Origin of the sequence: Allomuricauda ruestringensis DSM 13258, assembly GCF_000224085.1 — a bacterium.
Taxonomy (GTDB): Bacteria; Bacteroidota; Bacteroidia; order Flavobacteriales; family Flavobacteriaceae; genus Flagellimonas; species Flagellimonas ruestringensis.
Window position 1 is genome coordinate 798,646 of sequence record NC_015945.1, and the last position, 13,855, is coordinate 812,500.

Annotated in this window: 11 protein-coding genes, 1 tRNA gene and 1 pseudogene (1 of these 13 cut by a window edge); 3 read left to right on the forward strand and 10 right to left on the reverse strand. The window is 42.1% G+C overall.

Features of this window, described 5'->3' with window-relative positions; genetic code table 11:
- Positions 1 to 36: 36 nt before the first annotated feature.
- The 10 genes and pseudogenes from MURRU_RS03700 to nhaD form a co-directional block, all read right to left on the reverse strand.
- Positions 37 to 333, reverse strand: coding sequence for a hypothetical protein (locus MURRU_RS03700; RefSeq protein WP_014032080.1), 297 nt, complete (start codon positions 331 to 333; stop codon positions 37 to 39).
- Between the two features lie 25 nt (positions 334 to 358).
- Positions 359 to 631 carry a DUF695 domain-containing protein gene (locus tag MURRU_RS03705; protein WP_083816269.1) on the reverse strand — a complete coding sequence of 91 codons (273 nt, stop codon included), beginning with the start codon at positions 629 to 631 and terminating at the stop codon, positions 359 to 361.
- A 44-nt stretch (positions 632 to 675) separates the two neighbouring features.
- A pseudogene (locus MURRU_RS03710) lies at positions 676 to 2,015 on the reverse strand (IS3 family transposase).
- Between the two features lie 85 nt (positions 2,016 to 2,100).
- Entirely contained in the window at positions 2,101 to 2,397 is a 297-nt protein-coding gene (locus MURRU_RS18200; RefSeq protein ID WP_014032084.1) for an Arm DNA-binding domain-containing protein, read from the reverse strand.
- 231 nt (positions 2,398 to 2,628) lie between these two features.
- A tRNA-Val gene (locus MURRU_RS03725) sits at positions 2,629 to 2,703 on the reverse strand.
- A 70-nt stretch (positions 2,704 to 2,773) separates the two neighbouring features.
- Positions 2,774 to 3,985 carry a bifunctional folylpolyglutamate synthase/dihydrofolate synthase gene (locus tag MURRU_RS03730; RefSeq protein WP_014032085.1) on the reverse strand — a complete coding sequence of 404 codons (1,212 nt, stop codon included), beginning with the start codon at positions 3,983 to 3,985 and terminating at the stop codon, positions 2,774 to 2,776.
- Positions 3,985 to 4,869, reverse strand: coding sequence for a hypothetical protein (locus MURRU_RS03735; RefSeq protein WP_014032086.1), 885 nt, complete (start codon positions 4,867 to 4,869; stop codon positions 3,985 to 3,987). The genes MURRU_RS03730 and MURRU_RS03735 overlap by 1 nt, the downstream gene beginning before the upstream one ends.
- The gene (locus tag MURRU_RS03740) at positions 4,869 to 5,255 is read right to left on the reverse strand and encodes an ExbD/TolR family protein (protein WP_014032087.1); all 387 of its coding nucleotides are present in this window, start codon (positions 5,253 to 5,255) and stop codon (positions 4,869 to 4,871) included. The genes MURRU_RS03735 and MURRU_RS03740 overlap by 1 nt, the downstream gene beginning before the upstream one ends.
- 10 nt (positions 5,256 to 5,265) lie before the next feature.
- A complete protein-coding gene (locus tag MURRU_RS03745) occupies positions 5,266 to 5,958 on the reverse strand; it encodes a MotA/TolQ/ExbB proton channel family protein (RefSeq protein WP_014032088.1) in 693 nt (230 codons plus the stop codon).
- Positions 5,959 to 6,016: 58 nt separating this feature from the next.
- Positions 6,017 to 7,405: a sodium:proton antiporter NhaD gene (gene nhaD / locus MURRU_RS03750; protein ID WP_014032089.1), complete on the reverse strand. Its 1,389-nt coding sequence runs from the start codon at positions 7,403 to 7,405 to the stop codon at positions 6,017 to 6,019.
- Between the two features lie 237 nt (positions 7,406 to 7,642).
- Between nhaD and MURRU_RS03755 the strand changes: the two genes are divergently transcribed.
- The 3 genes from MURRU_RS03755 to MURRU_RS03765 form a co-directional block, all read left to right on the forward strand.
- Entirely contained in the window at positions 7,643 to 8,785 is a 1,143-nt protein-coding gene (locus tag MURRU_RS03755) for an acyl-CoA dehydrogenase (protein WP_014032090.1), read from the forward strand.
- A 307-nt stretch (positions 8,786 to 9,092) separates the two neighbouring features.
- Positions 9,093 to 13,598: a glutamate synthase large subunit gene (gene gltB, locus MURRU_RS03760; protein ID WP_041801288.1), complete on the forward strand. Its 4,506-nt coding sequence runs from the start codon at positions 9,093 to 9,095 to the stop codon at positions 13,596 to 13,598.
- Between the two features lie 8 nt (positions 13,599 to 13,606).
- Positions 13,607 to 13,855 carry the 5' portion of a glutamate synthase subunit beta gene (locus tag MURRU_RS03765; protein WP_014032092.1) on the forward strand. 1,218 nt of this gene lie beyond the right edge of the window, so the window shows 249 of its 1,467 coding nt (coding positions 1-249); its start codon is at positions 13,607 to 13,609; its stop codon lies off the right edge, out of view.

Genomic DNA, 13,855 nt, shown 5'->3' on the forward strand with positions numbered 1-13,855 from the left:
CCTCAACGTAATTTATTCGATGTAATTTTCGTTTATTTAAACTTTTGTTTGATTCAGTTTACACGCTACTTCAAAGCAATCAAAACATACAAATTGATGAATTACCATACAATCGGCAAGATTATAATTATCACCTATCGAATCGATTTGAGCATAAAAACTCATTGGATTGTTGCATGAATCACATTTAGGGAACTGTTCTTCCGTTATACCATCAGGTTCACCTCCCAGTTTGTGCCTTGTCCCAGCAACTTCATTCCACTGAAACCCCAAAGCTTCTCTTGCTTCTTTAGTTTCGGGATTTGAAATCAATTTTATCTCTGGAATTTTCATTGCTTATGAATCGTTTTTTTGAACTTTATTTCTTTTTAAAATCTTTCAGTACCTTCTTGAAGTCAGTCCACTCCCTGTCCTCATAAAAGTTTATTTCAATAGGAAAAACATCGTGCTTTTCTAAAGCACCATTGAGTATTTTCATAAACTCGTCTTGTTTGGTTGTATAATAAACCAGTTCTTTTAAATTATTTCCTGTTCTGCTATATACGTGTGTGAAAATATCTGAATTGCTCATCGAACTTTCTAAAGCCCCCTCAAGTAAAATCATTCTTTCATTAACGCCTTTTGGTGGCATGTACGTCTTCAAACGAATCTGAACTGGCCCAGTCCAAAGTTAAGTCATAGTTTCAACTTTTGAATTTGGTGCTCTTTCCTTCTTTTGAGCATCGTTCTTTTCTTTATCAATTTACGGTTTTCCAATATCTTTTTGTCCAATCCAAAATATACGGTTGCCGGCGTCAGGTTGTCCAATGATTCGTGGTATCTCCTATTGTTGTAATAGTCCACGAACTCTTCCAACCTTTCCTTGAGTTCCCCCGGTAGATAGTAGTTGTCCAGTTTGATGATGTTCTTCATCGAACGGTGGTAACGCTCTATCTTGCCCTGCGTCTGGGGATGGTTCGGTTTTCCCCGGATATGCTCCATCTCTTTTTTCTTTATGAACTCCTTCAGTTCGCCACTGATGTAACAGGGACCGTTGTCCGACAGGAGCCTTGGCATTTGCCCCTTGGGCAGCGACACCTTTTCCAGTGCCCTTCCCACCGTTTTCTTCACATCCCCTGCGTTCATCGAGGGACAGAGTTCCCAATGTACGATATAACGGCTGTAATCGTCCAAAATGGTCGAGAGATAGTACCAGCCCCATCCCACGATCTTCAGATAGGTGAAGTCCGTCTGCCACATCTGGTGTACCCTTTGGGTCTTGTCCCTATACTCCTGTGAAGCGGCAATGGTATCAAAGGCTGGGGATGTCACCAACCCCTTGGACTTCAAGATACGGTAAACACTGCTCTCGGAGATATAGTATTCCCGCTCATCGGTCATCTTACAGGCAAGTCCACGACAGGATTCCTCCGGAAAGTCCAGAGCCATCTCCACGACCTGCGACCTAATCTTGTCGGGGATCCTGTTCCAATAGGTGTTCCTGGCCCTTTGGCTCGGGGCAAGCCCATCAAAGCCACCTTCGAGGTACTTGCCGTACCAATTGTAGAAGGTGCTCTTGTTGACCCCTGTTTCCTTCAATGTCCTGTTCACGCCTATCTCAGATGTCTCCACGAGCCTTATGATCTCGTATTTCTCCTGTTGGGTAAATCGCATATACTTCCTCCATTTTACCCTAAGCCATTGGTACTTTTTTTGAGCACCCGGTTTTGGAGCAATAGCTCGGCCACCGTTTCCTTGAGCTCGGAGTTCTCCCCACGGAGTTCCTTTACCTCACTGGTATTGGCCTCACGCATGGTGTCGCCCATCAGGCGTTTCTTCCCGGCCTCCAAAAAGTCCCTGCTCCAACGGTAGTACAGGGCAGGGGCGATTCCCTCTCGCCTGCATATGCCGGATGCCGATTCCTCCCCTTTGAGCCCTTCAAGCACGATGCGGATCTTTTCCTCGGCGGAGAACTTCCGCCTTGTCTTTCTCTTGATGTCCTTTACGATTGATTCCGTGTTCTTCTTCTTTGTCATTTTTAAGTGATTTAAATGGTTAATGAATCCATCTTCAAGGCTAGCCTTGAAGATAACAAAACCATCACTTAACTTTAGACCAAGTTCAGTCCACTTTTAGTTGAAGATTTACATGGGACGTTCTAGACCGAAGTTCACGATAGCATTGAAATAGTTCTGTTTCAACTTCCATCAGATAAGTGTTGATTTCCTGCGCTTCTTTTGTTCGCCCCAGAACCTTCGACCCCTTACTGTCCCAGATCTCTTTCGGGATAGTATACTTTAAACTCATGTTTGCCCTTTGCGAATCAACGGTGATCCGGGCATAAATCTTTGCGTTGCCGTCATTTCTTCGGGCAGTACTTATCCAGAAACTGATTGAAAATGTAGACCGGGTTCTCATAGGTTTTGTTTTAAATTGAATGAAAATCACCTACGAAAGTCAAATACTAAGTCACTGTAATATAGTTGTTTACATGCTTATCCGGTTAACACTTTTGACAAAAAAATTTACTAACCGAATTGCAAACCAAAACATATCAAATCAAACCAATTCAAATGTATGTCCTAAAACGTCAAAACCTTGCAAATCAATAAGATATGCAAGGTTTTGTTTTGATTTAAACTCTAAAAGTGGGCGCTGAGGGATTCGAACCCCCGACCCCCTCGGTGTAAACGAGGTGCTCTGAACCAACTGAGCTAAGCGCCCATTCATTTTCCTAAATGGGAGTGCAAATATAACACAGTTTTTGATTTAAAAAACAAAAAAGAAGAAAAAATCACACTATTTCTGCAACAACAAAAGTACTGCCACCAACATAGATCATATCATTGCTTGTCGCATTTTTTAACGCCTTGTTCAACCCCTTTTTTACAGACCTGCACACCTTCCCCTTAAGCCTCTCTTCTTGAGCAAGTTCCTCTAGCTGAATAGCATCCATACCCCTTGGAATACTTGGCCTTACAAAATAATACTTGGCATCTTTGGGAAATAACGGCAAAACGGACTTTACATCTTTATCTTTAACAAATCCAAGGACAATATGGAGTTGATCGTACGATTGTTTTTTAACTTGCTCCAAGACCAACTCAAGCCCCTCTTTGTTATGCGCCGTATCACAAACCACCAAAGGTCTATGTTGTAGCACTTGCCATCTCCCCAAAAGGCCGGTATTTTCCACAACTTTTGTGAGTCCGTCAGCAATTGCCCTTTCGGGAACATCAAAATTCTTCAACTGACGAATACATGCCACCACTCCGTTGATATTTTTCTGCTGGTATTCACCCAACAAATCCGTTTTATATTCCACGGAAGATTCTGCATCCGCAAAAACAATGTTGGATCTTCGCTGATGGGCAATCAGATTAAAAATCATCTTTGTCTCGGGTTGGGTCTCGCTAATGACCACTGGAACATTTGCTTTAATAATCCCTGCTTTTTCCAAGGCTATTTTTTCCAAAGTATCCCCCAAAAACTGGGTGTGGTCCATTCCAATATTAGTGATTAGCGACACTTCGGGAGTTATGATGTTGGTGGAATCCAACCGTCCTCCCAATCCTACCTCGATTATGGCAACATCTACTTTTTCTTCCGCGAAATAGCTAAAAGCCATGCCAACGGTCATTTCAAAAAAGGAAAGCTTATGGTATTCAAAAAAGGTTTTGTTCTCCTCTATAAAATCCTTTACAAATTTCTTACTTACTACCTCTCCATTTATTTTGATGCGTTCCCTAAAGTCTTTTAGGTGTGGCGAAGTATAGAGTCCAACCTTATAGCCGGCCTCCTGAAGAATGGAAGCCAACATATGGCTACTGGAACCTTTTCCGTTGGTTCCGGCAACGTGAATACTTTTGAATTTTCTCTCTGGATTATCCAATACATTGGAAAAGTGGATGATGTTGTCCAACTTGGCATTCAAGGCCGCAGCACCTTTTTGTTGGTACATCGGAAGTTGACCGAACATCCAGTCCAAAGTCTCTTTATAGGTCACTACTGCCCCAATTTAAAGTTGACGACCACAAACCCGATTTGCTGTGCTGGCGCGTTGGAATCCGGGTTCCATCGATGAAGCATAGCCGTTTTACGGGCGGGCTCCAAGAGGCATGGCGCATTATTAGTGGTGCCCTTTACGCCGGGCTGTGCTTGAATCACCTTTCCATTTCTATCCACCACTATCCTTACCACAACTCGACCTTCCTCATTGCATTCCTGCCGCACTACATCTTTGCCAGCTAACGACCTCCCACTAAGTCCATAACCTCCAGTTCCACTTCCACTGCCAGGTGCACCATAGTACGAGGTGGCATATGGGTCTCCATCCGGTTGGCCTTTATCTCCAGCCTTATCATCGTCGCCTTCGCTGCCGGTCGTGGTTCCGTCCGACTTCCCAATTCCGCCAATCAAAGCATCAACGCTTTTTTTCTTGGCTTCTTGCTCTTGTCTCTTGCGCTCTTCGGCTTCTCTTTTTTCTCGGGCAATACGTTCTGCTTCAGCTTTGGCTTTTTCAGCTTCTTCCTCTGCCTTGCGTTTGGCTTCTTCCTGTTGTCGCAGTTTAATGGTCTCCTCATCATTGCTCGTCAAAACCTCCTCAACTGGAGCTTCTTCTAAAACTGTTTCTTCTGGTTGAGCGGGCTCCACCTGTTCTTCGGGCTCTGGCTGATTTTGAACCTCTCTTGGTTCCGACCTTATTCGCTCCGTAGGCTGTACCTCTCCACTACCGTAATCCATGGTTCCGAAATTGACCGCGATTCCGTTTTCAATGGGCGGGTCTAGGTAAGTCAATCCAATATAAAAAAGCAATAGGAGCAGTGCGCTTAACAAAAGTGTTGTAAGCGTAAAGGATTTTTTCTTGTGTCTCGTATCTAAAAAGGACATTATTTTGGACGCACTGCCAAGATAACCTTGTAACTGTTCCTGTTAGCAATGTCCATTACGTTGACCGCTTCTTTAATGGCCACGTTTTCTTCTGCTCTGAGGATGATTGTAGGCTTTTCTTGACCTTCAAGTGCCTTTTTTAATTCAATTTCAATGTATTCTTTGTTGATTTGCTCGTTGTTCACAAAATATTTCAGATCCTTGTCAATGGTAACCGAAACATTCTGTGTGTTCGTCGATTTACCCTTTGCCTTTGGCAAAAGCAAATCCAACGCATTCGGTGCATTGGACGTCAACATGAAAAACACCAACAACAAGAACACAATGTCCGTCATTGATGACATGCTGAATTCCGGGCTTATTTTGTTTCTTCCCTTCAGTTTCATAGCTAAAGGTTTATATAGGTTCGTTCAAAAGATCTAAAAACTCTACCGCATTGGCTTCCATTTGATGCACTACCTTATCTGTCCTGTTCACCAAGTGGTTATAACCAATGTAAGCGATAATACCTACCACCAAACCGGCAACTGTTGTAGTCATTGCCGTATAGATACCGGATGCCAATGAGCCCATTTCGGCTTGTCCTCCGCTACTTGCCATTTCGTGGAATGCCAAAATCATACCAATTACGGTTCCCAAGAAACCGATCATTGGTGCAGCACCAGCAACAGTGGCCAAAACACTTACATTTTTCTCGAGCTTGTACACCTCAAGCGTACCTGCGTTTTCAATGGAAGTGTTGATATCGTCCAAAGGCTTACCAATTCTAGCCACCCCTTTTTCGATAAGTCGCGCCACGGGAGAATCTGTCTGGGCACACAACAATTTTGCTGCCTCCAATTTGCCATTGCTAATATGATCACGAATCTGGTTCATGAAGTTCTTATCTATCTTGGACGCCGCCTTGATGGCAAAAATGCGCTCAAAATAAATGTACATGGCTACAAAAAGAAGCACAAAGAGTACCACAATGATTATAACACTCCCTGCCCCTCCATTTACAATAAGATCGATTACGGATAAGGTCTTTTCCTCGGAAATAGAGGCTGTTGCCTCAGCGCCTTCCGTTACTTCTTGAAAAATATTCATATAAAATCCCCAATTTTAAGTTGCAATTATAACGGAGATTTTTGAACTAAAGTATTTTTTAGAACAAATATCGCATCACCATAAAGCAAATTGCTCCGGCAATGAACCCTAAAAAGGCCAACCATGATATCTTTTTAAGATACCAGAAGAAGTCGATTTTCTCCATTCCCATGGCTACCACACCTGCTGCAGAACCAATAATAAGCATACTACCACCCGTTCCTGCCGAATAGGCGATAAAATGCCACAATTGGTCATCCATTGGCTCGGAGAACATTCCCAAACTGGCGGCTACCAAAGGTACATTATCTATAATTGCAGAACCAATACCCAATAGTACAACAACCAGGTCGGAAACTTGGGTGCCAGCCATTTCTGTTCCTATCAATGGCATTCCTTGCTTCAATCCTTCGGCAAAGTTGAACAGCAAGCCGAGAGATTCCAAAGCGGCCACAGCCATTAAAATACCCAAGAAGAACAAAATACTGGGTAATTCTATCTTGGTGAGGGCACTATGCACCGGACTGTGGTGTGAATGCTCATCACTTTCTTGGTTTATGGACGATATAGCGATTTTCTTGTTACTGTAAATTTCAGCAAAAGTAGCCACTACTGCTAAGGACAACATCATTCCTACATAAGGCGGCAAATGGGTTACTGTTTTAAAAATTGGCACAAAAACAATGGCCGCCAAGCCCAAATAAAGCATTCTGGGCCCATATTTTGAGTTTGTTCCACCATCTTCTTCATCTACATCAATTTCTCCTTTGAAAGCCGGGAGATAGGATGCAATAAAAGAAGGCACAAGCATACAAACCAAAGATGGTATCAACAAGTGCTCTATAAGCATCGCCGTGGAAACCTTATCGCCGATCCACAACATAGTGGTGGTAACATCTCCAATCGGCGACCACGCACCTCCAGCGTTTGCTGCAACAATAATCAAACCTGCATACCAAAGTCTAACATCCCTGTCCTTCACAATTTTTTGAAGGATGGAAATAAGTACAATCGTAGCGGTAAGGTTATCAATGATTGCGGATAATATAAAGGCCAAAAATGAGAAAATCCAAAGAATCTTCTTTTTGCTTCTTGTTTTTACAAATGACTTTATGGTGGCAAATCCATCAAAATAGTCGATAATCTCAACGATGGTCATCGCCCCAAGAAGAAAAACCAAAATCTCTGCGGTTTTACCTAAATGGTGCAAAAGGGTCTCTTCCATGAGCTCCATCTTTTCCTCGTGTCCAAAAGCTCCAAAGTTTTCCAACAATGCATGGTTGCCGGAATCGAACCATGTGGTAAAGCCGTCTATTCCAAATGCCATCAAGGCCCACAAAATGGCCATCATGGCCAACGCAGGAATAAGTTTATCTATTTTTAAATTATGTTCTAGGGTAATTGCCAAATATCCAATTACAAAAATGACAACTAAAAGGGTCTCCATGTTAAGTTTGGTTTAATTAAGGAATAATATTTTATGAGTAGTTATCTGTGCGGCTAAAGATATTCAAAATGAATATTTCCGCATAATCTTATTGATATAAAAAAATGTGAAAGAGAAATATCGATTTTTTAAAAGACATTTAAAAATTCAATCATTCTCATTTATTTACACTTATTTATATAATATTAATATTGTAAAGCTATATTTGCAGGTAGTTTTTAAACATTATTCATTTTTATGGATTTCACACTTTCCGAAGAACAGTTAATGATACAACAAGCGGCAAAAGATTTTGCCCAAAATGAGCTTTTACCCGGAGTAATTGAGCGTGACGAAAGCCAAAAATTTCCAAATGACCTTGTTAAAAAAATGGGAGAACTGGGATTTTTAGGAATGATGGTCAACGAAAAATACGGAGGAAGCGGTCTTGACACCCTATCCTATGTATTGGCCATGGAAGAATTGTCGAAAATTGATGCATCCGCTTCGGTAATGGTGTCAGTAAACAATTCTTTGGTTTGTTGGGGACTTGAAACCTACGGAACTGAGGAACAAAAAGAAAAGTACCTGATCCCATTGGCCTCGGGAGAAATCATAGGTGCTTTTTGCTTATCCGAACCAGAAGCAGGAAGTGATGCGACTTCGCAAAAAACAACGGCCATAGACAAAGGCGACCATTACCTGTTAAATGGAACAAAAAATTGGATTACCAACGGGAACCAGGCCGAGGTTTACTTGGTGATTGCACAAACAGACAGAGACAAAGGTCATCGTGGCATAAATGTCTTGATTGTTGAAAAAGGCATGGAAGGTTTTGATATAGGCCCCAAAGAAAATAAACTGGGCATTCGAGGGAGTGATACGCATTCCTTAATGTTCAACGATGTAAAAGTGCCCAAAGAAAACCGTATAGGAGAAGATGGCTTTGGGTTTAAGTTTGCCATGAAGACCTTGGCGGGCGGAAGAATTGGAATTGCCGCGCAAGCTCTAGGTATTGCCGCTGGAGCTTACGAACTGGCACTACAGTATTCCAAGCAGCGAAAAGCCTTTGGCACAGAAATTTCGAATCACCAAGCCATTGCCTTTAAATTGGCCGATATGCACACCAAAATACAAGCAGCACGCCATTTGGTCTATCAGGCAGCTTGCGACAAAGATGCTGGCAACGATTACACGCTTTCTGGCGCCATGGCCAAACTATATGCATCCGAAGTTGCAATGGAAACTACTGTTGAGGCCGTGCAGATTCATGGTGGAAATGGATACGTAAAAGATTATCACGTAGAACGCTTAATGCGAGATGCCAAAATCACCCAGATTTATGAAGGCACCTCCGAAATTCAGAAAATCGTTATCTCAAGAAGCATCCTTAGCGATTAAATAATCATCACCCCTCCCAAAAAGAGGGGGTTCCCTCCCTAAAAAGCTTTTTATCTTCCACGCCCCCTGCTTTTAAGAAATAAACCACCCTTAAACATACCCCAATTACACTGAACACTCTTCCCAACTAAGGGGAAGGCACATCTTCTTCACTCAATTTGAGATAATGATAATTTAATATTCACTATATTCTTAAAATGAATTTTTTTTAACCTCTTAAACATTACGTTAATTATTTATCTGATAATCAACAAAAACCTTACAATTTATTTATGTATTTTGATATTTTTGAAGAAATACGTTAATGATGAGATTGGAGAAACAAGGTTTATACTTACCGGAATTTGAGCATGATAACTGCGGTGCAGGTTTCATCTGTAGCCTCAAAGGAATAAAGTCTAACGACATAATACACAAAGCCCTCGAAATCCTAGATAAATTAGAGCATAGAGGTGCTGTAAGTGCCGATGGAAAAACTGGAGATGGTGCAGGAATATTAATAGATATACCCCATGATTTTTTCGTGGATACCTGCACTTTTGATCTGCCAGAAGCAGGAGAATATGCCGTAGGAAATGTATTTCTGCCTCAAAAGCAAAACCAGCGTGATTTTTGCATAAAGGTTCTTGAAGAAAACATAGCAAAGCAAGGGCTCCAATTATTAGGTTGGAGAGATGTACCCGTTAACCGTTCCGTTCCAGGACGAATAGCTGCCGAAACTGAACCTTATGTAATGCAGGTTTTTGTAGCCAAAGGGAAAGACTTGGACGATTTCCAGTTCAATCTTAAACTTTTTATTGCCCGTAAAATTACAGAGCACACTGTAATAGAAAGCAAACTATCGGAAAGGGATTTTTTCTACCTGCCCAGCCTATCCACTAAAATCATCATATTCAAAGGGCTTTTGGTACCAAAGGATATAAGCAGGTATTACGAAGACCTTTTAGATCCTCGCGTTGTTACACGCTTGGCATTGGTGCACCAAAGATTCTCCACAAATACATTCCCAATGTGGGATTTGGCTCAACCCTTTAGGTACATGTGCCATAATGGAGAAATCAACACTTTACGAGGAAATGTTTCCCGCATGCGCTCACGCGAAGAATTGATGGAAAGTGACTGGTTTGGTGAAGACATTAAAAAGATACTTCCCATTGTATTGCCAGCCAAGTCCGACTCCGCAAGTATGGATATGGTGGTCGAACTACTTTTAATGACAGGTCGCTCCTTGCCCGAAGTGATGATGATGTTGGTTCCCGAAGCATGGGAAAAAAACCCCGATATGTCCGAGGCCAAAAGAGCGTTCTATGAATACAACTCCTGCCTCATGGAACCATGGGATGGACCGGCATCCATACCCTTTACGGATGGAAATTATATTGGTGCCGTACTCGACAGGAACGGACTACGTCCATCAAGATATTCCGTTACCAAACAAGGATATGTAATCATGTCCTCGGAAACCGGTGTAGTTGAATTGGAACCAGAAGACATTGAATTTCACGGAAGACTGGAGCCCGGAAAAATGTTCTTGGTAAACATGGAGGAAGGAAGAATTATAAATGATGAGGAAATCAAGGAGCATATCGCCAAAAAACATCCATACAAAAAATGGTTGAAGGACAACTTGGTGCATTTAAAAGAGATACCATATAATGATTGTCCTGTTTTCTTCGGCGAATTCCCTTTGCAAACCCGAAGAACAGCTTTTGGATACACCCAAGAAGACATCAATACCATTATAATGCCCATGGCCCAAAATGGTAAAGAACCCATTGGTTCCATGGGGTCCGACACACCAATTGCCGTGCTGTCCGAGCGCCCGCAATTGATCTACAACTACTTTAAACAACTTTTCGCCCAGGTAACCAACCCACCACTGGATGGTATTCGAGAAGAATTAATCACAGATATTAGTCTCACACTTGGAAGTGATCACAATATTTTTGATTTTTCAGAATTGCACTGCCGTAAGCTAAAAATCCAAAACCCTGTTATTTCCAAAGAGGATTTGGATAAAATCAAAAATTATGATGCCAGTCCGGACTACAAGGTGGTATCCATTTCCATGCTCTACGAAATCCAAAAAGGGCACAATGGATTGGAAGAAGCCTTGGATTCCATCTTACAACAAGCATCCGATGCCATTGATGAGGATGCAAACATCATCATCCTATCGGATAGAATGGTGAGTGCCGAAATGGCCCCTATACCAGCACTTTTGGCATGTTCCTATATAAACAGCGGACTAAGAAAATTAGGAAAACGCTCCAAATTAAGCATCATCATCGAATCTGCCGAACCACGTGAAGTACATCATTTTGCCTTGTTGTTCGGTTTCGGCGCAAGTGCCATCAACCCTTATTTGGTAAACGAAATTATTGGTGAACAAATCGAAGAGAACAACATTACCGATTATACTTTCGAAGAAGCGGTCAAAAATTACAACAAGGCCATCGGTAAGGGTATACTCAAGGTAATGAACAAAATCGGGATATCTACCCTTAACTCCTACCGAGGTTCACAACTTTTCGAGTGTATCGGAATAAATACCACGGTTGTGGACAAATATTTCCCAAACACCCCGACCCGTATTCAGGGAATTGGGCTATATGAAATAGAGAAAGAAGTAACCAAACGCCACAAAAAGGCGTTCCTATCACAGGAAATAGCAGCCAATCTCGATATTGAGGTTGGTGGAGAGTATCGATGGAGAAGAAATGGCGAGAAGCACATGTTCAATCCATTAAGTGTCGCCATGCTTCAAAAATCGGTACGCAATAACGAGCCGGATACCTATAAAGAGTATTCCAAATTGGTCAATGAGCAATCCAAACACCTAATGACCATCCGTGGACTGTTCGAATTTTCGAACTACGACCCTATTCCCATTGAAGAAGTTGAACCTTGGACAGAAATTGTAAAAAGGTTTAAAACTGGGGCCATGTCCTACGGAAGTATCAGCAAGGAAGCCCACGAAAATCTTGCGATTGCCATGAACCGAATTGGAGGCAAGAGTAATTCAGGTGAAGGAGGAGAGGATTCGGCTCGTTTCTATAAAAGTCAAACCGGTGACTGGAAAAACAGTGCCATAAAGCAGGTGGCCTCAGGTAGATTTGGGGTAACCTCCAACTATCTTACCAGTGCACAAGAAATACAGATTAAAATGGCTCAGGGGGCAAAACCAGGTGAAGGTGGTCAGTTGCCAGGCCCAAAAGTAAACCCCGCCATTGCAAAAACAAGGAATTCAACTCCCTATGTTGGGTTGATTTCTCCACCTCCCCACCACGATATTTACTCCATTGAGGATTTATCGCAGTTGATCTACGACTTAAAATCTGCCAACAGAGAAGCAAGGATCAATGTGAAATTAGTTTCAGAAGTTGGTGTGGGAACGGTAGCCGCTGGTGTTGCCAAAGCCAAGGCCGATGTCATTTTAATCTCAGGATTTGATGGAGGAACTGGGGCATCACCTTTAACTTCCTTAAAACACGCTGGCCTGCCTTGGGAACTTGGAATAGCCGAGGCCCAACAAACTTTGGTACTGAACGACCTACGAAACAGGGTAACCTTGGAATGTGACGGGCAGTTAAAAACAGGTAGGGATGTTGCAATCGCATGCCTTTTGGGAGCAGAAGAATTTGGATTTGCCACAGCTCCGCTTGTAGCATCCGGTTGTGTAATGATGCGTGTTTGCCATTTGAACACATGCCCCGTAGGCATTGCCACGCAGAACCCTGAACTTCGTAAAAAGTTTGAAGGAAAACCCGAGCACGTAGTCAACTACATGTATTTTGTAGCCCAAGAGCTTCGTGAGATTATGGCCAAACTTGGTTTTAGAACATTGAATGAAATGGTTGGTCAGGTTCAGAAATTGGACAGAAAAAAGGCCATTGAACATTACAAAGCAGCAGGTATCGATTTGACACCAATTCTTTATCAAGTTGATGTACCTGAAGGAACCAAGTTTCATAATACGGAAAAACAATATCACGAAATAGATAAGTCCATCGAGTTTGAAATCATAGGCAAAGCCCACCCTGCCCTATTCAGAAAAGAGAAGACCACTTTGGATTTCCCTATCTACAATACGGATAGAGCTGTGGGTGCCATCATTAGTAACGAGATTTCAAAAATTTATGGTGCCGACGGCTTACCTGAAAACACCTTGAGATTGAACTTTACAGGTTCCGCTGGGCAAAGTTTTGGTGCTTTCGCCACTAAAGGGCTTACCATGGTGGTCAACGGAAACACCAACGATTATCTTGGAAAAGGTTTGTCAGGAGCTAAATTGGTCATCAAAGTGCCGTTTAAGTCAACCATAAAACCAGAGGATAACATTATCACAGGAAATGTTACCTTATATGGGGCCACTTCGGGTGAAGCCTACATCAACGGTAAAGCAGGAGAGCGGTTCTGCGTAAGAAACTCAGGAGCCAAAGCAGTGGTTGAAGGAATTGGCGATCACGGATGTGAATATATGACAGGTGGCGTTGCCGTTATCCTTGGCTCCGTTGGAAGAAATTTCGGTGCTGGTATGAGCGGTGGTATCGCCTTTGTTTACGACAAGGACAATACATTCAGACAGAAATGTAACGGAGACCACTTAAATCTTCATCCTGTTGATGAGGACAAAGACATCAAAGAATTGAAAGATTTGATAGAGAACCATTACAATGCTACGTTAAGTCCTTTGGCGCAAAGTATTCTTGAAAATTGGGAAAAATATCTTCCTAAGTTCATTAAAGTATTCCCAGAAGAATACCGTCAAGCACTTATTAGATTAGAAGAAGAAAAAATGCAAACCTTATAATTTGAGACATGGGAAAGATTACAGGATTTTTGGAATATGACAGAAAGGACGAAGCATACGCTCCTGTCAAAGAACGTATCAAAAACTATAAGGAGTTTACAAAACCTTTAAAGGAAAGTGAATTAAAGAACCAAGGAGCCCGTTGTATGGATTGTGGAATTCCATTTTGCCATAGCGGATGTCCGTTGGGCAATTTAATTCCCGATTTTAACGATGCCGTTTACAAAGGAAAGTGGGAAAAGGCTGCCGAGATACTT